Origin of the sequence: Nocardia sp. NPDC006044, assembly GCF_042871115.1 — a bacterium.
Classification (GTDB): Bacteria; Actinomycetota; Actinomycetes; order Mycobacteriales; family Mycobacteriaceae; genus Nocardia.
Genome location: NZ_JBIAID010000002.1, coordinates 1,020,762 through 1,040,957, shown reverse-complemented (window position 1 = coordinate 1,040,957; position 20,196 = coordinate 1,020,762). Strand labels below are relative to the sequence as shown.

Below are 20,196 nucleotides of genomic sequence, written 5' to 3'. Positions count from 1 at the left end.
ATCAGCGCGTGCACCGCCCGCCCGGCGGTTCTTTCACCGGCACTGTCGGAGCGACGCTCCAGCCGGGGAAACAGCGACCGAATCTCGTTCTGGCCGAGCGGGTTAGCAACGCTGTCCGGCTCGGATCGCCAATATCAGTGATCTGTCAGCTACTTTCAATCGGTTAAATGCGCTCCAACAGTATTTGCAGAAAATAGGACGTTTATTTGGCGCAAACCGATGATCTGAGGAAATGTGAAGTCGAATTCTCGACTTGACAGCATCCGATCAGCTAAAGATAGGGTGCGAGCGCGCAGTACGCGGGGACGTGCTGGCTGACCCAAACCTGATGGTGGTGCTTCGACGTGGCTCGTCGGTCTCTAGAACTGAACAATCCGACGACCCGGCGCGGCATGCGCCCCCTCGTCGGCGCCCTCCCGCTGGCCATCGCGGTCGCCTGCGCGGGCGTGGCCGCCGCCGACCCGGGCACCCCGACCCAACCCGGCGTGACCACCCCGAGTGCGCCGAGTACCCCGGCCGCACCGCGGCATACGCCGAGCCAACCCGGCGTCACCAGCCCGAACCAGCAGGGCGTCACCGGCCCGAAGCCCGCTCCGGCCGACCCCGCGGACACGCAGAGCCTCAACTACGCCCGCCCGGTGCCGACGCCGGAACCGGCCCCGCCGATCCAGCCGCAGCAACTGCACGCGCCGCAGCCGGTCGAGCCCGTCGCCCCGATCGCCCCGCCTCCGCGCACGCTCCGTATAGGTGACTTCAGCACCCCGGCCCCGAACGAGGTGCCCGACGAACTGCTCGCCGGCGTCAACGACACCGCCGCGGGCGTCGAGGCGGCCATCGCCACCGGCGGTCGCTCGATCGGCATCAACCCGACCCGCTCCGACAAGATCGCCGCCGCCACCGCGGCCGGTGCGGTCGGTGGTGCGGTGGCCGGCGCCGCGATCGCGGGCATCCCGGCGGCCGTGATCGGCGGCGTCGGTGGAGCCGCTCTCGGTGCCGGCGTAGGCGCGGGCATCGGCTTCGCGGTCGGTGTCGCGGGCACCGCCGCCGGTGGCGCGATCGCGGCCGCCGCCGCAGGCATCCCGACCGCCGGCGCAGGCGCGCTTCCGGCGATCGGCGCGGCCTTCGTCGCCGCCTGGCCGATCGCCGCGGCAACCACCGGAGCCGGCGCCGCCATCGGCGCGGGCGTCGGAGCCGTGGCCGGAGCCGCCGTTCTCGGCCTCCCCGCCGCCGTGGCCGGCGGTGTCGCCGGCGGCCTCCTCGGCGGCAGCGCAGGCGCAACCTTCGGCGCAACCGCCTAACCCCCACCCCGCCGAGCCATCGCGCTAACCACAGACCGCCCGTACGGTTCACAGGGTGTCTAACCCTTGTGAACCGTATGCACGCTCTGTGGAACCCGAAACTTCGTCCGGTGGCTAGCCCGTGGTTTCCGCTGCGCCGGTGAGGAATTCACCGGCCGGCGGGGCGAGCAGGCCGACGTTCGGGTTGTGGCTGAGTTTGGCGATTTCCTGGAATTCGGCGTCGGGCAGGACGGCGGCGATGGCCTTGGCGCCCTTGCGCAGCAGGGTTTCGCTCTTGGCGCCCGCGATGACCAGGGTTTGGGCTTTGACGGCGGTCCAGTCCTCCGGCCGCAGCGGTTCGCCGCGCATGAACTCGCGCATGACGGCCCAGTCGTGCGGGGTCGAGTTCGCGGTGGCGAGCAGGTTCTTCCAGAACGGGGTGAAGCGCATGACGGAGACGAAGACGCGCGGGACGCCCATCGCCTTGGTCATATAGAAGCGGACGGTTTCGGCGCGCCGATCGGCGGCGACCAGGTCGTGCAGCGTCCGCTCCAGGTCGGCGGCCGGGACGAAGCCTTCGTGATCGACCACGAACGGCGGCTCGAACGCGACCACCTTGGTGATGCCGAGGATGCGCCCGGACCCGGCGGCCCGCAGGGCGAGCGCCGCGCCGGACGACCAGCCGAACAGCATCGCCGACCCGCCCGCCGCCTCGATCAGGGCGGCCAGGTCGTCGATCTCGCGTTCGACGTCGTAGCCGCCGGTCGCCTCGGTGCTGTCGCCGCGGCCGCGCCGGTCGTAATTGAGCACGGTGAGGCCGTAATGCTCGTTGAGCGCCGTGGCCAGCTCGACCATCTTGGGGAACTTGCGGTAGCCGAAGGCGCCGCCGATCAGGATCACCGTTCCGGCATGGCCCTCGTGGCGGTCGTACGCGATCACCGTTCCGTCGGCGGAGGTCACGGTCTCCACAACAGTCTCACTTTCGAAGCGGGGTCTCGCCCAACGGTCGTTGGTGCCTGTGCTTGTTCAGACGGTGCCGGGTGCGTGGATTCATCGGCGGCCGTGGCGGCCGGATCAGCGCCCGGAAGTCTGTGATGCTGCTCACTATGCCGTTTTCGTGCGGGGTACGGCCCGGTACGTCGGTGAACGTTATTTACAGACAACCGTCCAGGAGCGGCGATCGATTCCCCTGGCGACGGCGCGTTGCCCGGCCGGTGACGCACGCGCGACGACCGGCGTGCGAGAACCGTTCACTCAGAACAGGGTTGGTTCGCCGAACCCCGGCGTGCGTTCGATTTCCAGCAGGTTCTGCTTGGTGGTGACACCGCCGGGCGCGGAGAAACCGGTGAGCGCGTTGTCCGCGGCGAGCACCCGGTGGCACGGGATGATGAGCGGAATCGGATTGCGGCCCAAGGCCTGTCCGACCGCCTGCGCGGCACCGGGCTGGCCGATGCGATCGGCCACCTGGCCGTAGGTGAGGGTGTGCCCCGGGTCGATGGCGCGGGTCACCGCGTAGACCGCGCGGTGGAATTCCGGAATTCCGCTGGTGTCCAAGGGGATCCAGCGCAGGTCGTCGAGTTCGCCGGCCAGGTGGGCGCGGATGCCCGTGATGGCCTCGGCGATCGCGCCGGTGGGGGTCTCTTCGCGGACCTCGTCGTCCGGCAGGCCGGTGCGGCGGCGCGTGATACGCGCACGGGTCGCGGCCGGGCTGGCCTCGGGGAGCTGGAACCGGATCACGGTCGCTCCGCTCCACGCGATCGCGCAGACGCCGATCGCGGTGTCGAAGAGTGTTGCCTCGGCGGACAGGCAACGAGGGGCGTTCATGTGCTCAGTGTGCACGGCGGGACCGACAAGTTTCGATATTCCAGTCCAGTTTTGCTCAACTGGCCTTGCTGTCGAGGGTGCTCGGATCGGTGACGAGCCGCCGGACTCCGCGGGCGGGCCGCCGCGGCGCAGTGCGACCAGGGGCGACGGTTCGCCGGGACCGCCATGCGTAATGGTCGGGTGTTCCGGCGGGCTGCCCGGTCGGTTCGGCGAGCGCCGGCGCGGCCGGAATCGCCTCGGGCTGCGCGGTTTCCGGCTCCCGGATCACGGCAGGTTCCGCTTCCGGCACGTCGCCGCGTCCGTAGATCGCGGCCAGATCCGCGTAACGGCGCTGCTCGTCGTAGTAGGAAGAGGTCCAGTCGGACATCGGGCTGTGCGGATGGAACCGCTCCAGCCGGAACGCCCGCTCGGCACCCCGCGGGATGGCGCGATAGACCAGATAGCCGAGGGCGGCGACGATGATCAGGGTGGCAAGTGTGGTCATGAGGCCAGCTTGCGCCTCGACTGGCCTTGCTTTAAATATCCACTCCCTCGATACTGGACCTTATGGCGACGAGAGTTATCGGAGCGGGCACCTTGGCTCGCGACCTGGGCCGGTGGCGGAACGTGGATTCCGACGGCGAGACCGAGCCGAGCCGGCGATCCGCACGCCCGGCGTATCTCGCTCTCGCCGAGGGCATCCGGCTGCTGATCCACGACGGCCGGGCCCCGCTCGGCGTCGCGCTGCCCAGCGAACGCGACCTGGCCGGCACCCTCGGGGTCAGCCGCACGACGATCACCTCGACCTACTCCCTGCTGCGCGAGAACGGCTACCTGATCAGCCGCCAGGGCTCGCGCAGCACCGTCGCCCTGCCCAGGGACGTGCAGCACGACGGCAGCAAGCCGGCCAGGAGCATCCTCGCCATGATGGCCGCCTCCGAGCTGCCGACCATCGACATGACCTATGCCGCGATGGCCGCGCCGCTGGAGATGCAGGAGGCGTATTCGGTTGCGCTGGAGGGTCTTCCGGCCTATCTCGGCACGCACGGCATGGATCCGGTCGGCGTGCTCGCGCTGCGCGAGGCGATCGCCCGCCGGTTCACCGAGCGCGGCCTGCCCACCGAACCGGACCAGATCCTGGTCACCCTCGGCGCCCAGCACGGTCTGCGCCTGTTGCTGAACGTGCTCACCGCGCCCGCGGCCCGGGTGCTCATCGACCACCCGACCTACCCGAATGCCATCGAGGCGATCCGCGACGTCGGCGCCCGCCCGGTGCCGGTGCCGCTGCGCCCCGAGTCCCCGGACAAGGGCTGGGATCTCGACGGAATCCGCAGTGCCGCACGGCAAACCGCGGCCACCCTGGCCTACCTGGTGCCCGACTTCAACAACCCCACCGGCCTGCTGCTGGACGCGGACGGCCGGGCGGAACTGGCCGCCATCGCCAGGGAAACCAGGATGACCGTGGTGATCGACGAGTCGATGGCCGATCTGCACCTGACCGGTGAGCCGCAGCAGCCGCCGGTTGCCGCGTTCGCCAAGGGCAACGAGATCGTCACCATCGGCTCGGCCTCGAAGTCGTTCTGGGGTGGCCTGCGGGTCGGCTGGATCCGGACGAACCAGCCGCTGATCACCAAGCTGCTCGGCATCCGCTCCACGGTCGACCTCGGCACCCCGGTGATGGACCAGCTGGCCACCTGCCACCTGCTGGCCAATGCCGACACCATCCTCGACCGCCGTCGCGACCAATTGCGTGCCCAGCGGGCCGCGTTGGTGGAGGCCGTGGCCGAGGAGCTGCCGGATTGGCGGCTCGGTTACGGCGCGGGCGGCATGTCGGTGTGGGCGCAACTGCCGGCTCCGGTCTCCACCGCGCTGGCCGCCACCGCGCCCAACCACGGCGTATTGCTTGCTGCCGGACCGCGATTCGGCGTCCAGGGCGCCTTCGAGCGCTTCATCCGGCTGCCGTTCACCCATCAGGAACCCGAACTTCGCTTGGCGGTCAAGGCGATCGCCGCCGCGTACGAGGCGCTGACCCCGCGGGCCGCGGATCCGCTGCAGCCGCTCACCTGCTACTGAAGTCGTTGCCCCGCAAGGGATGACTACGACCGTGCGCCGACGCCCCGCAGCAATGTGTCGATGACGCGTCCCGCGAGGATGTCCGGGTCGGTGGTTCCGTCCAATTCGTTACTGCCGTGTACGGTTTCGGTGATCAGCGCGAGGTACACCCGCCGGACCCAGGTGAGGTCGGCGTCGGCCGCGATGAACCCGTCGGTGCGCGCGCGGCCCAGCGCCGCATCGCATTTCGCGTAGACGTCCGCCTGCAGCTCGGCCACCTCGGGGTCGGTGCTGTCCACCCGGTCGAGCGCGTACGAGGCCCCGTACTTGATCTCGATGACGTTGGCGGTGGCCTGGTGCAGCGCGACCAGCGGCGGGGCGGTCAGCGGGCGGGCGGCGTCGACCGCGGCCGCGATGCGCCGCCAGGCGGCGACCGCCATGGTGCGCACCAGATCGTCCCGATTGGCGAAGCGCCGGTGCACGGTCGTCCGCGCGACCCCGGCCGCCTCGGCGATCTGCTCGAGGGTGGCGTTCGGGTGCTCGCTGAGCACCCGTTCGGCCGCGTCCAGGATGGTGCGGACGGTGCGCTCGGCGTCGGCGCGCAGCGGACGTGCGGACGTGGGCGACATGGGTGCTCCGTTCTGTAGAACTCCCTACACACTACATCTGAGCAGCGATTTACCTATAAACTGCGACATTTAAGTTGCAGTTAATATAAATAGCGCTACTCTTATGTTGCATCAGATCGAAGGAGATACGACATGACCCGCACTGGAAAGACCGCACTCGTCACCGGCGCCTCGTCCGGGATCGGCGCCGAATTCGCGGCCGCGCTGGCCGCTCGCGGCGATGACCTCGTCTTGGTCGCCCGATCGCTACCGCGCCTGGAATCGATTGCCGCGCAGCTGAATCAACAGCACGGCGTGCGTGTCGAGGTCATCGGGCAGGATCTCGCCGAGCCGGACGCCGCCGCGCGAGTGGCGGAAGAACTTGCGGCACGGCAGCTTTCGGTCGACTTACTGATCAACAACGCCGGCTTCGGCAGCGCGGGCCGGTTCGAGGACCTCGGCGCGGACCGCGAACACGAGCAGCTGATGGTCAATGTCGTGGCGCTGGCCGGGCTCACCCGCCGCCTGATCCCGGCCATGGTGGCGCGGGGCAGCGGGGAAATCGTGAATGTCGCCTCGACCGCGGCCTTCCAGCCGTCGCCGTACTTCGCGACGTACTCCTCCGGCAAGGCGTTCGTGCTGAACTTCAGCCTGTCGCTGTGGAGCGAATACCGCGGCCGCGGCATCAAGGTCCTCGCCGTGTGCCCCGGCCCGACCGAGACGGCGTTCTTCGACACCGTCGGCACCCGGGATGCCGCGCTGGGCCAAATGGGCAGTGCCACTCAGGTTGTGCGGTCCACGCTGCGCGCGCTGGAACGCAACAGGGGCTATGTTGTGCCCGGCGTGCAGAACTTCGCCAGCGCGCATCTGCTGCCCCGCCGCCCGCGCACCATGGTGGCGCGCGTCGCCAAGCTCGTCACCCGTGGGCTGGCCGACGGCGGCCGTCCGATCCAGGTCGAGCCTGCCGCTGCCTGACCCCGGGCGACTATGGACACCCGAAAGGCCCCGGTGCGCGCCCGGGGCCTTCGGATCGAGAACTCAGTCGGCCCACACGGATTCGATCGGCGTCGCCGCGTCGGGCGGCGGGGTCGGAATGCCGTTCGGGGTACGGGAGAAGCGCGGCGCCGGCGCGTGTTGGGTGATGTTGTCCACCTCGATCAACGAGCCGCGGGCGGTGATGTGCTCGTTCTTCGTGGCTTCCTCGAAGGTGAGCACGGGGGAGACGCAGGCGTCGGTGCCGACGAAGATCTCCGCCCACTCGTCCCTGGTCTTGGTCAGGAAGCGTTCGGTGAACAGCTTTTTCAGCGTTTCCTGGCCGGCCGGATCGAGCTGGAAGGGCAGGCCCTCCGGGTCGATGCCGAGGCCGGCGAGCAACTGCGCGTAGAACTGCGGCTCGATCGAGCCGACCGCCATGTACTTGCCGTCGGCGGTTTCGTAGGTGTCGTAGAAAGCCATTCCGGTGTCGAGCAGGTTCACGCCACGCTCATCGGACCACGCGCCGTACCCGCGCATGCCCCAGATCATGTGCGAAAGGGCAAGCGCGCCATCGACCATCGCCGCGTCGACGACCTGGCCCTTGCCCGAGGTCTGCCGCTCGACCAGCGCGGCCAGCAGGCCGAACACCAGGAACATCGAGCCGCCGCCGAAGTCGCCGACCATGTTCAGCGGCGGCACCGGGCGCTCGCCCTTGCGGCCGATGGCGTGCAGCACGCCGGTGATGGAGATGTAGTTGATGTCGTGCCCGGCGCGATCTGCCAGCGGACCCTCCTGGCCCCACCCGGTCATCCGTCCGTAGACCAGGCGCGGGTTGCGGGCGAGCGCGTCCTCCGGGCCGAGCCCCATCCGCTCGGTCACGCCCGGCCGGAAGCCCTCGATGAGCACGTCGGCCTTCTCGACCAGCCCGAGCACCTTCTCGATGTCGGCCGGATCCTTGAGGTTGGCCTCGACGATGGTCCGCCCGCGCTGCTGCGGCCGGTCGAACCCGCCGGGGATCTGCCCCGCGCGCTGGATCCGCACCACGTCGGCGCCCAGATCGGCGAGCAGCAGTGCGGCGTGCGGTCCCGGGCCGATACCGGCCAGCTCGATGACCTTGATGCCCGCCAGCGGGCCTTTAGCGGCGGTGGATGGAGTGCTCACGCCCTACCTCGGTTCGTCGTTGATCCAGCACACCGGCACTGCGGCGGCACTTCGGGAAGCGGACCGGCCGGTGTATTGACAGTATGACAATAACGCTGCCTCAGCCATCGTCTCGGTCGCCCGGGGCACCTTGCTCCGGGGTCGTGCGCGGACGCACCCGGTACGACACAATCTCACCAGCGCACCATTCGCGGGAACGTCCGGCGAGCCCGCGCGGTGAGGCGGAGTCATGCGAGAGACCGGCGAGGCGGAGTCGTGAGTAGCGGAGGTGAGGTCCTCGTCGGCCTGGTCATTCTGGTCGGCCTGCTCGGCATCATCGTCCCGATCCTGCCGGGCGTCATCCTGATCTTCGGCGCGATCGCGGTGTGGGCCTTCATGACCGGCGGCGCGACCGCCTGGATCGTCTTCGGCATCAGTACCGCTCTGCTGGTGCTGTCCGGGGTCATCAAATACACCTGGCCCGGCCGGAAGATGAAGGACGCGGGCGTGGCCAACCGCTCACTCGTGCTCGGCGCGGTCCTCGGCATCGTCGGATTCTTCGTCATCCCCGTGGTCGGCCTGTTCGCCGGCTTCGTGCTCGGCGTCTACCTCTCCGAACTCCACCGCCTGCGCGTCGGCCGGCAGGCCTGGCAGTCAACGGTGCACGCGCTCAAAGGCGTCGGCCTGTCCATGCTCATCGAACTCCTCGGCGCCCTGCTCGCCACCGGCGTCTGGGTGATCGGCGCGATCGCCGCCTAGCTACTCGATGACCGGGAACGGGATCGTGTCCGCCACTTCGGGTTTGGGCAGGCTGTCGCGGCGGATGGGGAGCGTCGGCTGGTCGGGGTGCAGCAGGGGGAGGGTGGGGGCGGGGTCGGCCGGCAGGGGGCGGAGGCGGGCGGGGAGGCGATAGAAGGCGCGGGCGTTGTCTTCCAGGACGGCGAACATGTCGGTGCCGACCACGTCGCAGATGAGGTCGACGTCGGAGTCCTGGAACGGACGGCCGGCGCGGGTGCCGGGGAGGTCGGTGCCGAACATCAAGGCTTCGGGGTTGACCGCGTGAATGCGCCGCAGGGTGTCCGGGACGCTCATCGCGACCCGGCCGAACCCGGTCGCCTTCACGCGCGCGCCGCGGTCCACCAGATCCAGCAGGTAGGGCAGGCCCTCGTCGGACATGCCGAGGTGGTCGATGCAGAACACCGGCAGTTTCGAGATCACCGGCTGCAACGACGCGAGCATCTGCCCGTCGATGTAGACCTCGACGTGCCAGCCGACCAGCTCGTGCGCCCGCAGCGCCTGCAAGGTCATGCCGGTGATGTCGGCGGCGGCCCGCTTGAGGTTGAACCGCAGGCCGCGCACGCCGATCCGATCCAGCTCGACGATCTCGTCGTCGGTGGCGTCCAGGTCCAGCCGGGTCACCCCGACCCAGCCCTCGCCGAGCTCGGCGAGGGCTGCCCGCAGATAGGTCTGATCGGTGCCCTGGAATGACCCGCTGACCACGGCTCCGCCGCCGATGTCGAAGCGGGACATCCGCTTTCGATAATCGGCGATGGTGAACGGGCCGGGCAGGTAGCCCTCGTTCTCGAACCGCGGGAACCGCGGATCGAAGATGTGGAGATGGGCATCGAACACCTGTACAGAATGCCTCAGTGCGAGTCTTTCCGCTGTCGCGGAGGTAACAAACCCGGTCGGGCTAGACCTTGTGCGGCTCGCTGGCGCGCAGCATGTCCTCGCGCTCGACGACCTTCACCCGCTCGCGGCCCTCGGGCTCGCCGAGCGAGCGCTCGTGCGCGTCCAGGCGGTACCACCCCTGCCAGGTGGTGAACGGAATGCCCTTGCTCTCCAGGAACTCGGTGACCGCGTCCAGCTCCGGCCGCGTGGCCGGGGTGAAGTTCGCGCTGTCGTCGAGCAGGCAGGCCACGGTCTCGTTGGCGTCGCCCTTGGTGTGGCCGATGAGGCCGACCGGGCCGCGCTTGATCCAGCCGGTGACGTAGGTGGCCGGGACGTAACGGTCGGCGCCGTCGGCGTTCTCGTCGGCGATCACCCGGCCCGCCTCGTTGGGCACGGTGCCGGCCTGGTCGTCGAACGGCAGGTTGGTCAGGTTCTGCGACAGGTAGCCGACGGCGCGGTAGACCGCCTGCACGTCCCATTCCTTGAACGTGCCGGTGCCCTTGACGTTGCCGGTGCCGTCGAGCTGGGTGCGCTCGGTGCGCAGGCCGACGACCTTGCCGTCCTCGCCGAGGATCTCCGCGGGCGACTCGAAGAAGTGCAGGAACAGCTTGTGCGGGCGGTTGCCGACGTCGCGAATCGCCCACTGCTCGAGCGTGTTCGCGATCATGTCGACCTGCTTGGAGTGCCTGCGCGCGGCCTCGGAGCCCTCGTCGTAGTCGATGTCCTCCGGATCGACGATGACCTCGATGGTCGGCGAATGATCCAGCTCGCGCAGTTCCAGCGGGGTGAACTTGGCCTGCGCCGGGCCGCGGCGGCCGAACACGTGCACCTCGAGCGCCTTGTTGGCCTTGAGGCCGGCGTAGACGTTCGGCGGGATCTCGGTCGGCAGCAGCTCGTCGCCGGTCTTGGCCAGCACGCGGGCCACGTCGAGCGCGACGTTGCCGACGCCGAGCACGGCGACCTTCTCCGCGTCCAGCGGCCAGGTGCGCGGCACGTCCGGGTGACCGTCGTACCAGGAGACGAAGTCCGCGGCGCCGTAGGAGCCGTCCAGGCCGATGCCCGGGATGCCCAGCGCGCGGTCGGCATTGGCGCCGGTGGAGAAGATCACCGCGTCGTAGAAGGTGCGCAGGTCATCGAGGGTGATGTCGGTGCCGTAATCGATATTGCCGAGCAGGCGGACCTGCGGCTTGTCCAGCACCTTGTGCAGGGCGGTGATGATGCCCTTGATCCGCGGGTGGTCCGGCGCGACGCCGTAGCGGATCAGCCCGAACGGCGCGGGCATGCGCTCGAACAGGTCGATGCTCACCTCGGCATCCGACTTCATCAGGGCGTCGGCGGCATAGATTCCCGCGGGCCCGGCGCCGACGATGGCGATGCGGAGCGGGCGGTCAGCTGCACTCTGGTCGGTCATCTTTACGCGCACCCTTATGGTCGAGAACAAATTAACGGCGTCTTGCTTAGCCTAGGCTAAGTTACGCGCTGGCTGGTTGCACCTGACGGCGCGGACACTGCGGTTGTCGGCTCGTGGCCACCTCAGTCGCGGCTATGACAGCAGGCCGCAGTCTCGCGATTCTATCGGTGGCGGCCACGGCCGCCCTCGGCGGTGCGAGAACTGAATGGATGCCACCCTAGGCGTTCTGTCCGGGCTACCCGATCTCGCGGCGTCGACTCCCGCGCGGGACACCGGCCTTCGCCGGGTGTGGCGCCCCCGGTGGGGTCGAGCGTCGGATAGCCCTGCCGACCAGGGATCATCGTGGCATGAGCGATCAGGAGTCACCCGCCGAAGACGAGGTCATCACGGTCGATCAGACCGACAAGCGTTCCGTGGCACCGTTCGTCGCCGCGGCCGTCCTCGCGGTCATCGTGCTCGGCGCGATCATCATCGGCGGGGTCGTGTCGCCCGCTGAGAAAAATGTCACAGATTCCGACCGGATCGCCGCCGCGGTGCGCAACTTCGTCGACGGGTCCAACAACACCGACCTGGTGCCCCCACCTGGTGCGGGCTGCCCGGGCTTCGATCCGAAACGCTCCCCGCTCGCCGGGCGCTCCGGCGGCGGAAAGACCGTGGAATTCATCGAACTCGTCGATCCGCAGCGCGACGGCGACCGGGCGAAGGCCACGGTCACCACCAAGGTCGACGGCGACGAGCAGACTTCCACCTGGAATCTGACTCGCTCCGGCGACAAATGGCTGGTCTGTAATTGAGCATTCTCATACCGTGAGCAGCCATTTGACAGGGTGACCCTCGTCCAGGCAATCTCAGCGGAAGGTCATGAGAACCAGTGTCAAGCCCCGGCAATACTGGTCGGCAACCCTCCTCCGCGGTGGGGTGCTCCGGGTGACGACCTGGCCGCGCGTCAAACCCGAGCGCGGCAAGTGCGGATTCTAGGAGGGTCCAGATGAGTTATGCCGGTGACATCACCCCGCAGCAGGCTTGGGATCTGTTGCGCGACAATCCCGAAGCCGTCCTGGTCGACGTGCGCACCGAGGCCGAGTGGAAGTTCGTCGGCGTGCCCGACACCAGCTCGATCGAGCGCCCGACCGTACTGATCGAGTGGGTCGATTCGACCGGGTCGCGCAACGGCGAGTTCACCGAGCAGCTGGTCACGGCGCTCGACGGGCACAACCCGGAGGCGCCGGTGATCTTCCTCTGTCGCTCCGGCCAGCGCTCGATCGGCGCGGCGATCGCCTCGACCCAGGCCGGGTTCGGCACCTCGTACAACGTGCTCGAGGGCTTCGAGGGCCCGCTCGACGCGGACGGACATCGCGGCGGCGCCGGCTGGCGCGCCCTCGGCCTGCCCTGGCGGCAGTCATGAGTAGCTGCTGTTCGGTGGACGCGTTGTCGCGGAGCTCTGTCGTCGGGAGGCAGTCGTGATCACAGGTGGTGCGTTCGACAAGCCGCTGCCCGAGGGTGTCGGCGCGGCGACCCTCGGCGTGCGAGGGGGGTTGCGCCGCTCCGGTTTCGAGGAAACCTCGGAGGCGCTGTACCTGACCTCCGGTTTCGTCTACGAGAGCGCGGAGGCCGCCGAGGCCGCGTTCACCGGGGACGTGGAGCATTTCGTCTACTCCCGCTACGGCAACCCGACGGTCGCCATGTTCGAGGAGCGGATGCGGCTGCTCGACGGCGCCGAGGCGTGCTTCGCGACCGCGAGCGGAATGTCCGCGGTCTTCACCGCGCTGGGCGCGCTGCTCGGCGCCGGTGATCGACTTGTGGCCGCGCGCAGCCTGTTCGGGTCCTGCTTCGTGGTGTGCAACGAGATCCTGCCGCGCTGGGGCGTGGAGACCGTCTTCGTCGACGGCGAGGATCTGGATCAATGGGAGCAGGCGCTGTCGGTGCCCACCCAGGCCGTGTTCTTCGAGACGCCGGCCAACCCCATGCAGACCCTCGTCGACGTGCGCCGGGTCACCGAGCTCGCGCATGCCGCGGGCGCGAAGGTGGTGCTGGACAACGTCTTTGCCACCCCATTGCTGCAACGCGGTTTCGAGCTGGGCGCCGACGTGGTCGTCTATTCCGGCACCAAGCACATCGATGGCCAGGGCCGGGTGCTCGGCGGCGCGATCCTCGGCGCGAAGGATTACATCGACGGCCCGGTGAAAACGCTGATGCGCCATACCGGTCCGGCGCTGAGCCCGTTCAACGCGTGGACGCTGCTCAAGGGTTTGGAGACGATGCCGTTGCGCGTGCGGCATTCGACCGAGTCCGCGTTGCGCATAGCCCGCTTCCTGGAGACCAGCACCTCGGTCAGCTGGGTGAAATACCCGTTCCTGGAATCACATCCGCAACACGACCTGGCCACCGGCCAGATGAGCGCCGGCGGTACCGTGGTCACCTTCGAGCTGAACGCGCCTGCGCACGAGGCGAAGAAGCGCGCCTTCGAAGTGCTCAACCGCCTGCGCATCATCGATATCTCGAACAACCTCGGCGACGCCAAGTCGCTGATCACCCACCCCGCCACCACAACTCATCGCGCGATGGGCCCGGAAGGCCGAGCCACCATCGGCCTCTCCGACGGCGTGGTCCGCATCTCCGTCGGCCTCGAGGACGTCGAGGACCTTCTCGCCGACCTCGACCACGCCCTGAGCTAGCCACGAAAAAGGCTCCGCCCGTTCGTATCCGGAACGGGCGGAGCCTTTCTCGTGGGATCAGCCCAGTGCGCGCAGGCGCGGCGCGAGGTCGCGCTGGAACAGGTCGAGGAAGCGGCGCTGGTCGTGGCCGGGGGCGTGGAAGACCAGGTGGTTGAGGCCGGCGTCGAGGTAGGGCTTGATCAGGTCGACGGCCTGGTCGGGGTCGCTGGCGACGATCCAGCGCTTGGCGATCTGCTCGATCGGGAGGGCGTCGGCGGCGGCCTCCATCTCGATCGGGTCGGTGATGCTGTGCTTCTGTTCCGGGGTCAGGCTCAGCGGGGCCCAGAAGCGGGTGTTCTCCAGTGCCAGTTCGGGATCGGTGTCGTAGGAGATCTTGATCTCGATCATCCGGTCGATGTCGTCGACGGTGCGTCCGGCCTTGGCGGCGCCCTCGGCGACGGCGGGCATCAGCTTGTCGGTGTAGAGCTCCATGCCCTTGCCGGAGGTGCAGATGAAGCCGTCACCCGCGCGGCCCGCGTAGCGCGCGACCAGCGGTCCGCCGGCGGCGACATAGATCGGGATGCCGCCCTTGGGCACGTCGTAGATGGACGCGCCGACGGTGTTGTAGTACTCGCCCGCGAAGTCGACGCGGTCGCCGGTCCACAGCGCGCGCATCAGCTCGACCGACTCGCGCAGCCGGGCGAAGCGCTCCTTGAACTCCGGCCACTCGCCCTTGTAGCCGGTGGCGATCTCGTTCAGCGCCTCGCCGGAGCCGACGCCGAGCATGATCCGGTCGGGGTACAGACAACCCATGGTGGCGAAGGCCTGCGCGATCACCGCCGGGTTGTAGCGGAAGGTGGGGGTGAGCACCGAGGTGCCGAGCTGGATCCGCTTCGTCCGCTCGCCGACCGCGGCCATCCAGGCCAGGGAGAACGGCGCGTGCCCGCCCTTGTGCCGCCACGGCTGGAAGTGATCGCTGACCGTTGCGCTGTCGAGGCCGTGTTCCTCGGCCAGCACCGCGATCTCCACCAGTTCGCGCGGGCCGAACTGTTCCGCCGACGCCTTGTATCCGAGCTTGAGCTCACCCATGTGCGCCACTCCTGTCGCTTCGCTGCACACCTGTGCGGGCATTCCCGCACACCGTTGGTCGGCCGCAGACGCGCTGCGGTCCTGCTTGGCTTCAACCGGTGCGGGACGGCTGGCGTTCCCGCACCTCGGCCATTTCAGCACTGTCCGGCGCATTCCGCACATACGTCATACGGCCGTCTTCGACCATAGTCAGCTGTAGTCCCAGGTCTGCGCAGGGTCGCGCCGCGCCCGGCTTACCCGCGGAACTGTGCCTGATAGGCATACCCTCCGCATTCACTCCGAACATGCGCGGTCCGAGGACGGACTCCGTCCGGCAGTGTCCCTAGTGGGACAATTGTCTGGTGACTGATGAACCGATCCTGTCCTATCTGACCGATATGGACGGTGTCCTGGTGCACGAGGACCAACTGGTGCCCGGCGCCGACGAGTTCCTCGCCGAGCTGCGCGCCAACGAGACCCCGTTCCTGGTGCTGACCAACAACTCCATCCGCACCCCGCGCGACCTGCAGGCCCGGCTGCGCCACACCGGACTCGACATCCCGGAGGAGGCGATCTGGACCTCCGCCCTGGCCACCGCCACCTTCCTGGACGAGCAGCGCCCGAACGGAACCGCCTACGTGGTCGGCGAATCCGGCCTCACCACGGCGCTGCACGAGATCGGCTACGTACTCACCGACAGCAACCCCGACTACGTGGTGCTCGGCGAGACGCGCAACTACTCGTTCGAGGCGATCACCACCGCGATCCGCTTGATCGAGCGCGGCGCGAGCTTCATCGCGACCAACCCCGACCCGACCGGCCCGTCCCGCGACGGCTCGCTGCCCGCGACCGGTTCGGTGGCCGCGCTGATCACCCGCGCCACCGGCCGCGACCCGTACTACATCGGCAAGCCGAACCCGCTGATGATGCGCTCGGCGCTGCGCCGGATCGGCGCGCACTCGCAGTCGACGGTGATGATCGGCGACCGGATGGACACCGACGTCATCTCCGGCCTGGAGGCCGGCATGCGCACCATCCTGGTCACCACCGGCATCTCCACCCGCGCCTCGGTCGAGGCGTATCCGTACCGGCCGACGCTGGTGCTGGACTCCGTCGCCGATCTGGTCGGGCGCACCAAGGAGCCGTTCGCCGGCTGATCTACTTTTCCGTGGCGATCGCGTCCAGCGCGGTGGACAGCATGGCGAGCAGCTCCACCGCCGCCGCGAGCTGTTCGTAGCCGAGTTCGCAGGCCAGCCGCTCGGCCATGATGGCGTGCTGCGGATTGATCCGCCGCACGGCCGCGAGCCCCGCGTCGGTGACCGCGACCAGCTTGGCGCGCCGGTGCGCCGGGTTCGGCCGGTATTCGGCAAGGCCCTTGTCCACCAACAGGTCCGCGATGCGCTGCACGCTCTGCCTGGTGATGCCCATGTCCCTGGCGATGCCCGCCACCGGCAGCGGTTCGGTGAGCACCGCGCCGAGCACCTGCCACCAGGCCGCGGTGAGTCCGGCCGGGGCGGCCAGTTCCTCAGCGATCGCGAGGAACTGCCCGTTCAGCCGGAACGATGTGATGGCGGCCGTCGCGAACAGCTCCTGTTCGTTCCTTGTCACGTGCACCTCCCGGCGATCCGGCCGGTCGACCGGATCGCCGCCCGATTCTTCCTCATCCGGCGTGCGCCACGGACCGTTGCTCCTCGTACTCGGCGAGCACCATCCAGCCCGCCGGATCCGAGTGCCCGTACAGCCGGTACCACCCGTCGAGCACGTGCGGCTCGTACACGCCGAGCCTGCCGAGTGCCGCGCGTGCGAATTCGAACGGCGATGTGCCGCCCGCCGTGATCAGGTCGCCGTCGGTCACCGCGGCCTCTTCCACGTAGTTCCCGGCACCCGCGTATCCGCTGTAGAGCAAGAACTCCCGCACATTGCTCGTGTGCTTGCGGGTATCGAGCAGACCTTCCTTCGCGAGCCCGAGCGTCGCGCCGCAGATCGCCGCGACCGGAACGCCCGCGGCGAGGAACTCGCGCGCCGCGGCCGCGAAGGGCATCAGCTCCTCGCCTGCCCAGGTGTCCGCGCCGGCCAGGATCAGCATCGCGCTGTCGGCCGGCCTGAGCTCGGCCAGCGTCATATCCGGCACGATCCGCATCCCGCCCAGCGTGGTGATCGGATCTGTGGTCAGCCCAACCGTTTTCGTCTGCCACGTGCCCGGCTCCCGTTGCCAGGTCGTCCGGTTGATGTGCGCCGTGGTGGCGCCGATCTCCCAGTCGGCGAAGGTGTCGTAAACGGCAACGTGAACTGTTTTCTCGATCATGACAGCATCCTGTCATGTTTGACAGCATGCTGTCAATAGTTGAGCGATGCGCGATTAAGCTGGGGGTATGCGGATCTCGGTGGCTGTGGACGAACGCGTCGGTGTGGCACAGGAACTGATCGAGGAGCTGGCCCGGCGCGGACACGAGACGGTCCCGCACGGCGCGCTCGCGGACGGCGAGCGCGACGACTGGGCCTGGGCGAGCGCGGCCGCGGCCCGCGACGTCGCGCAGGGCCGCGCCGAACAGGCGATCGTCTGCTGCTGGACCGGAACCGGCGCGTCGATCGCCGCGAACAAGGTCGACGGCATCCGCGCGGCGCTCTGCGGCGACGCCGCGACGGCGCAGGGCGCGCGTCAGTGGAACGACGCGAATGTCCTTGCGCTGAGCCTGCGTTCGACCTCCAGCGCGGAGCTCCAGGAAATCCTGGACGCCTGGTTCGCCGGCCGGCCGAGCGCCGAGGCCGGCGACCAGGCCAACATCGCGCACCTGTCGGCGATCGAACGCGCCGACGAGTCGTGAATTACGCCCGGTGCAGCGCGAAGATGCGCAGGTCGCGGCTGGTGCGGTTCTTGTAGGCGGCGTAGGCGCCGGTGAGCTCGACGAAGCGGGCGAAGATCGCGTCCTTGGCGTCGGCCTCGACCAGGGCGGCCCGCACCGGGAGGCGCTGGCCCGCGATGGCGACCGTCGCGGCCGGGTCGGCGAGCAGGTTGGCGGTCCAGGCGGGGTGGCGTTCCTGGCCGAAGTTGCTGCCGATCACGTACAGTACGTCGCCGTCGTGCACGTAGAGCAGCGGCTGGGTGCGCGGCTGGCCGGACTTGCGCCCGATGGTGGTCAGCAGGATCACCGGGGCGCCGATCGGGCCGAGCACGGTGTACTTGGCGTCGGTGCGCTCGAGCACCGCGCGATCCAGCGGCGTGATCTTGCGGACGAACCAGGAACCGGGCTTGGTCGCCGCGAACTTGTTCGCCAGCCGGGACAGTGCGTTGGTGCGCGAACCCCACTGCCGGTTCGGAAACTGCTCAGCCATGCCCGGACTATAGCGGCCGATCGTTTCCGAACAGCTGGTGACGACCGTCTCGCCGTGCAGCCCGGTTAGCCGCTTATTCACTAAGCTTTGCGGCATGGCCGATCACGCTCCGTCCACCGTCTACATCGCCTCGCCCGAAGGCGACACCGGGAAGTCGACGGTGGCCCTCGGGGTGTTGCAGATGCTGTGCGCGACCACCGCGCGGGTCGGGGTGTTCCGGCCGATCACCCGGTCTACCACCGAGCCCGACTACATCCTCGAGCTGCTGCTCGAGCACAGCACCGCCGATATCGACTACGCGCAGGCCACCGGCGTCACCTACGAGCAGGTACACGCCGACCCGGACGCCGCGATCAGCGAGATCGTCATGCGATTCCACGAGGTCGCGAAGGTGTGCGACGCGGTGGTGGTGGTCGGCAGCGATTACACCGATGTCGCCAGCCCCAGCGAGCTGCGCTTCAATGCCCGGATCGCGGTGAATCTCGGCGCGCCCGTGCTGCTAGTGGTGCGCGGCTCCGGCCGCACCCCCGCCGAGGTGAAGCAGCTGGCCGAGCTGTGCCAGAGCGAGCTCGTCCTGGAACACGCGCAGCTGGTCGCGATCATCGCCAACCGCTGCGACCCGGACCACATCGATGATGTCGCCGCCACGTTGCGGAACCTTCCGGTGCCCACCTGGACGCTGCCCGAGGTGCCGCTGCTGATCTCGCCGACCATGGCCGAACTCTGTAGCGCCATCGACGGCGAAATGTACAGCGGCGACCAGGAATTGCTGCAGCGCGAGGCGCTGAAGATCATGGTCGGCGGCATGACCGCCGAACACATTCTGGAGCGGCTGGTCGACGGCGTCGTGGTGATCGCCCCGGGCGACCGCTCCGACGTGCTGCTCAGCGTGGTGAACGCGCATGAGGCCGAAGGCTTTCCGTCGCTGTCCGGCATCATCATGAACGGCGGCATGCTGCCCCATCCGGCGGTGGCGCGGCTGATGAGCGGCCTGAAGCCGAAGCTGCCGATCCTCACCACCGAACTCGGCACCTACGACACCGCCAGCGCCGCCTACCGCACCCGCGGCCGCATGTCGGCGGGCAGCCCGCGCAAGGTGGACACCGCCCTCGCGCTGATGGAGGAGCACGTCGACGCGGCGGAATTGTTGCGCCGCATCGAGGTTCCGCTGACCAGCGTGGTCACGCCGCAGATGTTCGAGTACCAGCTCATCGAACGCGCCAGGGGCGACCGCAAGCGCATCGTGCTGCCCGAGGGCGACGACGACCGCGTCCTGCGCGCGGCCGGACGGGTGCTGCAACGCAAGATCGCCGACCTGGTCATCCTCGGCGACGAGTCCTCGATTCGCGCCCGCGCCGCCGAACTCGGCGTCGATATCTCCGCCGCGCAGGTGCTCGATCCCCAAACCTCCGGTCACCTGGACGAATTCGCCGAGGAGTACGCGGAGCTGCGCAAGCACAAGGGGATGACGGTCGAGCGCGCCCGCGAAACCATGTCCGACATCTCGTATTTCGGCACCATGATGGTCTACAAGGGGATCGCCGACGGCATGGTGTCGGGCGCCGCGCACACCACGGCGCACACCATCCGGCCGTCGTTCGAGATCATCAAGACGGTGCCCGGCGTCTCCACCGTGTCCAGTGTGTTCCTGATGTGCCTGGCCGATCGGGTGCTCGCCTACGGCGACTGCGCGGTGGTGCCCGATCCGACGTCGGAGCAGCTGGCCGACATCGCGATCTCCTCGGCGGCCACCGCGGCCCGGTTCGGCATCGAGCCGCGGATCGCCATGCTGTCCTACTCGACCGGCGAGTCCGGCAGCGGCGCGGACGTGGACAAGGTGCGGGTGGCGACCAAGCTGGTCCGGGAACGGGCGCCGCAGCTGCCGGTGGAGGGCCCGATCCAGTACGACGCGGCGATCGAGCCGACCGTCGCGACCACCAAGCTGCCCGATTCCGAAGTGGCCGGTAAGGCAACGGTATTCGTGTTTCCCGATCTCAATACCGGCAACAACACCTACAAGGCGGTGCAGCGCAGCGCGGGCGCGATCGCCATCGGCCCGGTGCTGCAGGGTCTGCGCAAACCGGTCAACGATCTGTCCCGCGGCGCGCTGGTCGCCGACATCGTCAACACCGTGGCGATCACCGCGATCCAGGCGCAGGGTGAGTGACGGTGTCTGTCGCGACACAGCCGGTTCGCGCCGCGGA

The 20,196-nt window shown here is 68.8% G+C and carries 21 protein-coding genes and 1 riboswitch; of the genes, 10 read left to right on the top strand and 11 right to left on the bottom strand.

The features are described 5' to 3' along the window. The first annotated feature begins 344 nt into the window (after positions 1-344). The gene (locus tag ACFYO1_RS22340) at positions 345-1,298 is read left to right on the top strand and encodes a hypothetical protein (protein WP_387234037.1); all 954 of its coding nucleotides are present in this window, start codon (positions 345-347) and stop codon (positions 1,296-1,298) included. A 114-nt stretch (positions 1,299-1,412) separates the two neighbouring features. Here the strand turns inward: ACFYO1_RS22340 and ACFYO1_RS22335 are convergent, their stop codons facing one another. From ACFYO1_RS22335 to ACFYO1_RS22325, 3 genes are all read right to left on the bottom strand, one after another. Continuing rightward, positions 1,413-2,246, bottom strand: coding sequence for an alpha/beta fold hydrolase (locus ACFYO1_RS22335; RefSeq protein ID WP_387234034.1), 834 nt, complete (start codon positions 2,244-2,246; stop codon positions 1,413-1,415). A gap of 285 nt (positions 2,247-2,531) precedes the next feature. Beyond that, a complete protein-coding gene (locus ACFYO1_RS22330; RefSeq protein ID WP_387234031.1) occupies positions 2,532-3,101 on the bottom strand; it encodes a methylated-DNA--[protein]-cysteine S-methyltransferase in 570 nt (189 codons plus the stop codon). 55 nt (positions 3,102-3,156) lie between these two features. Further along, a complete protein-coding gene (locus ACFYO1_RS22325; protein WP_387234029.1) occupies positions 3,157-3,585 on the bottom strand; it encodes a hypothetical protein in 429 nt (142 codons plus the stop codon). Positions 3,586-3,647: 62 nt separating this feature from the next. Here ACFYO1_RS22325 and ACFYO1_RS22320 point away from each other — a divergent pair, with 62 nt between their 5' ends. Continuing rightward, positions 3,648-5,153: a PLP-dependent aminotransferase family protein gene (locus tag ACFYO1_RS22320; RefSeq protein WP_387234027.1), complete on the top strand. Its 1,506-nt coding sequence runs from the start codon at positions 3,648-3,650 to the stop codon at positions 5,151-5,153. Positions 5,154-5,176: 23 nt separating this feature from the next. On the opposite strand, the gene ACFYO1_RS22315 is transcribed toward ACFYO1_RS22320, so the two are convergent. After that, the gene (locus tag ACFYO1_RS22315) at positions 5,177-5,761 is read right to left on the bottom strand and encodes a TetR/AcrR family transcriptional regulator (RefSeq protein WP_387234023.1); all 585 of its coding nucleotides are present in this window, start codon (positions 5,759-5,761) and stop codon (positions 5,177-5,179) included. 132 nt (positions 5,762-5,893) lie between these two features. Here ACFYO1_RS22315 and ACFYO1_RS22310 point away from each other — a divergent pair, with 132 nt between their 5' ends. After that, positions 5,894-6,715 (top strand): SDR family NAD(P)-dependent oxidoreductase, encoded by an 822-nt coding sequence (locus tag ACFYO1_RS22310; RefSeq protein WP_387234020.1) that lies wholly within the window; start codon positions 5,894-5,896, stop codon positions 6,713-6,715. A 63-nt stretch (positions 6,716-6,778) separates the two neighbouring features. Here the strand turns inward: ACFYO1_RS22310 and ACFYO1_RS22305 are convergent, their stop codons facing one another. Continuing rightward, positions 6,779-7,876 carry a CaiB/BaiF CoA transferase family protein gene (locus tag ACFYO1_RS22305; RefSeq protein WP_387234017.1) on the bottom strand — a complete coding sequence of 366 codons (1,098 nt, stop codon included), beginning with the start codon at positions 7,874-7,876 and terminating at the stop codon, positions 6,779-6,781. Between the two features lie 255 nt (positions 7,877-8,131). Between ACFYO1_RS22305 and ACFYO1_RS22300 the strand changes: the two genes are divergently transcribed. Continuing rightward, positions 8,132-8,614, top strand: a complete 483-nt coding sequence (locus ACFYO1_RS22300) for a DUF456 domain-containing protein (protein ID WP_387234014.1) — start codon at positions 8,132-8,134, stop codon at positions 8,612-8,614. Here the strand turns inward: ACFYO1_RS22300 and ACFYO1_RS22295 are convergent, their stop codons facing one another. Next, entirely contained in the window at positions 8,615-9,487 is an 873-nt protein-coding gene (locus ACFYO1_RS22295; protein ID WP_387234012.1) for an amidohydrolase family protein, read from the bottom strand. Between the two features lie 61 nt (positions 9,488-9,548). After that, positions 9,549-10,937 (bottom strand): FAD-dependent oxidoreductase, encoded by a 1,389-nt coding sequence (locus ACFYO1_RS22290; protein ID WP_387234010.1) that lies wholly within the window; start codon positions 10,935-10,937, stop codon positions 9,549-9,551. A 347-nt stretch (positions 10,938-11,284) separates the two neighbouring features. Here ACFYO1_RS22290 and ACFYO1_RS22285 point away from each other — a divergent pair, with 347 nt between their 5' ends. From ACFYO1_RS22285 to ACFYO1_RS22275, 3 genes are all read left to right on the top strand, one after another. Further along, the gene (locus ACFYO1_RS22285; RefSeq protein ID WP_387234007.1) at positions 11,285-11,731 is read left to right on the top strand and encodes a hypothetical protein; all 447 of its coding nucleotides are present in this window, start codon (positions 11,285-11,287) and stop codon (positions 11,729-11,731) included. A gap of 63 nt (positions 11,732-11,794) precedes the next feature. Beyond that, a riboswitch (SAM riboswitch) is annotated at positions 11,795-11,911 on the top strand. 14 nt (positions 11,912-11,925) lie between these two features. Beyond that, positions 11,926-12,342 (top strand): rhodanese-like domain-containing protein, encoded by a 417-nt coding sequence (locus ACFYO1_RS22280; RefSeq protein WP_387234004.1) that lies wholly within the window; start codon positions 11,926-11,928, stop codon positions 12,340-12,342. A 55-nt stretch (positions 12,343-12,397) separates the two neighbouring features. After that, complete coding sequence (locus tag ACFYO1_RS22275; RefSeq protein ID WP_387234002.1) at positions 12,398-13,612, top strand: O-succinylhomoserine sulfhydrylase; 1,215 nt, start codon at positions 12,398-12,400, stop codon at positions 13,610-13,612. A 57-nt stretch (positions 13,613-13,669) separates the two neighbouring features. Here the strand turns inward: ACFYO1_RS22275 and fgd are convergent, their stop codons facing one another. Beyond that, complete coding sequence (fgd, locus tag ACFYO1_RS22270; protein ID WP_387233998.1) at positions 13,670-14,680, bottom strand: glucose-6-phosphate dehydrogenase (coenzyme-F420); 1,011 nt, start codon at positions 14,678-14,680, stop codon at positions 13,670-13,672. Between the two features lie 377 nt (positions 14,681-15,057). Here fgd and ACFYO1_RS22265 point away from each other — a divergent pair, with 377 nt between their 5' ends. After that, on the top strand, positions 15,058-15,816 hold the full coding sequence (locus tag ACFYO1_RS22265; RefSeq protein WP_150400851.1) for an HAD-IIA family hydrolase: 759 nt from the start codon (positions 15,058-15,060) through the stop codon (positions 15,814-15,816). Between the two features lies 1 nt (position 15,817). On the opposite strand, the gene ACFYO1_RS22260 is transcribed toward ACFYO1_RS22265, so the two are convergent. Then, on the bottom strand, positions 15,818-16,267 hold the full coding sequence (locus ACFYO1_RS22260) for a MarR family winged helix-turn-helix transcriptional regulator (RefSeq protein WP_387233996.1): 450 nt from the start codon (positions 16,265-16,267) through the stop codon (positions 15,818-15,820). Positions 16,268-16,319: 52 nt separating this feature from the next. Beyond that, the gene (locus ACFYO1_RS22255) at positions 16,320-16,964 is read right to left on the bottom strand and encodes a DJ-1/PfpI family protein (RefSeq protein ID WP_387233993.1); all 645 of its coding nucleotides are present in this window, start codon (positions 16,962-16,964) and stop codon (positions 16,320-16,322) included. A 67-nt stretch (positions 16,965-17,031) separates the two neighbouring features. On the opposite strand from ACFYO1_RS22255, the gene ACFYO1_RS22250 reads away from it, so the two are divergent. Continuing rightward, complete coding sequence (locus tag ACFYO1_RS22250; RefSeq protein ID WP_387233990.1) at positions 17,032-17,484, top strand: RpiB/LacA/LacB family sugar-phosphate isomerase; 453 nt, start codon at positions 17,032-17,034, stop codon at positions 17,482-17,484. Position 17,485: 1 nt separating this feature from the next. Here the strand turns inward: ACFYO1_RS22250 and ACFYO1_RS22245 are convergent, their stop codons facing one another. Further along, on the bottom strand, positions 17,486-17,992 hold the full coding sequence (locus ACFYO1_RS22245) for a nitroreductase family deazaflavin-dependent oxidoreductase (RefSeq protein ID WP_387233987.1): 507 nt from the start codon (positions 17,990-17,992) through the stop codon (positions 17,486-17,488). A gap of 94 nt (positions 17,993-18,086) precedes the next feature. Here ACFYO1_RS22245 and pta point away from each other — a divergent pair, with 94 nt between their 5' ends. Beyond that, positions 18,087-20,159 (top strand): phosphate acetyltransferase, encoded by a 2,073-nt coding sequence (gene pta, locus ACFYO1_RS22240; RefSeq protein ID WP_387233984.1) that lies wholly within the window; start codon positions 18,087-18,089, stop codon positions 20,157-20,159. Positions 20,160-20,196 lie beyond the last annotated feature (37 nt).

What these genes read in the sequence shown, in the direction of transcription:
- ACFYO1_RS22330 (WP_387234031.1), bottom strand. Translation starts at nt 3,101, where the DNA reads ATGAACGCCCCTCGTTGCCTGTCCGCCGAGGCAACACTCTTCGACACC.
- ACFYO1_RS22325 (WP_387234029.1), bottom strand. Translation starts at nt 3,585, where the DNA reads ATGACCACACTTGCCACCCTGATCATCGTCGCCGCCCTCGGCTATCTG.
- ACFYO1_RS22320 (WP_387234027.1), top strand. Translation starts at nt 3,648, where the DNA reads ATGGCGACGAGAGTTATCGGAGCGGGCACCTTGGCTCGCGACCTGGGC.
- ACFYO1_RS22315 (WP_387234023.1), bottom strand. Translation starts at nt 5,761, where the DNA reads ATGTCGCCCACGTCCGCACGTCCGCTGCGCGCCGACGCCGAGCGCACC.
- ACFYO1_RS22310 (WP_387234020.1), top strand. Translation starts at nt 5,894, where the DNA reads ATGACCCGCACTGGAAAGACCGCACTCGTCACCGGCGCCTCGTCCGGG.
- ACFYO1_RS22290 (WP_387234010.1), bottom strand. Translation starts at nt 10,937, where the DNA reads ATGACCGACCAGAGTGCAGCTGACCGCCCGCTCCGCATCGCCATCGTC.
- ACFYO1_RS22285 (WP_387234007.1), top strand. Translation starts at nt 11,285, where the DNA reads ATGAGCGATCAGGAGTCACCCGCCGAAGACGAGGTCATCACGGTCGAT.
- ACFYO1_RS22280 (WP_387234004.1), top strand. Translation starts at nt 11,926, where the DNA reads ATGAGTTATGCCGGTGACATCACCCCGCAGCAGGCTTGGGATCTGTTG.
- fgd (WP_387233998.1), bottom strand. Translation starts at nt 14,680, where the DNA reads ATGGGTGAGCTCAAGCTCGGATACAAGGCGTCGGCGGAACAGTTCGGC.
- ACFYO1_RS22265 (WP_150400851.1), top strand. Translation starts at nt 15,058, where the DNA reads ATGGACGGTGTCCTGGTGCACGAGGACCAACTGGTGCCCGGCGCCGAC.
- ACFYO1_RS22255 (WP_387233993.1), bottom strand. Translation starts at nt 16,964, where the DNA reads ATGATCGAGAAAACAGTTCACGTTGCCGTTTACGACACCTTCGCCGAC.
- ACFYO1_RS22250 (WP_387233990.1), top strand. Translation starts at nt 17,032, where the DNA reads ATGCGGATCTCGGTGGCTGTGGACGAACGCGTCGGTGTGGCACAGGAA.
- ACFYO1_RS22245 (WP_387233987.1), bottom strand. Translation starts at nt 17,992, where the DNA reads ATGGCTGAGCAGTTTCCGAACCGGCAGTGGGGTTCGCGCACCAACGCA.
- pta (WP_387233984.1), top strand. Translation starts at nt 18,087, where the DNA reads ATGGCCGATCACGCTCCGTCCACCGTCTACATCGCCTCGCCCGAAGGC.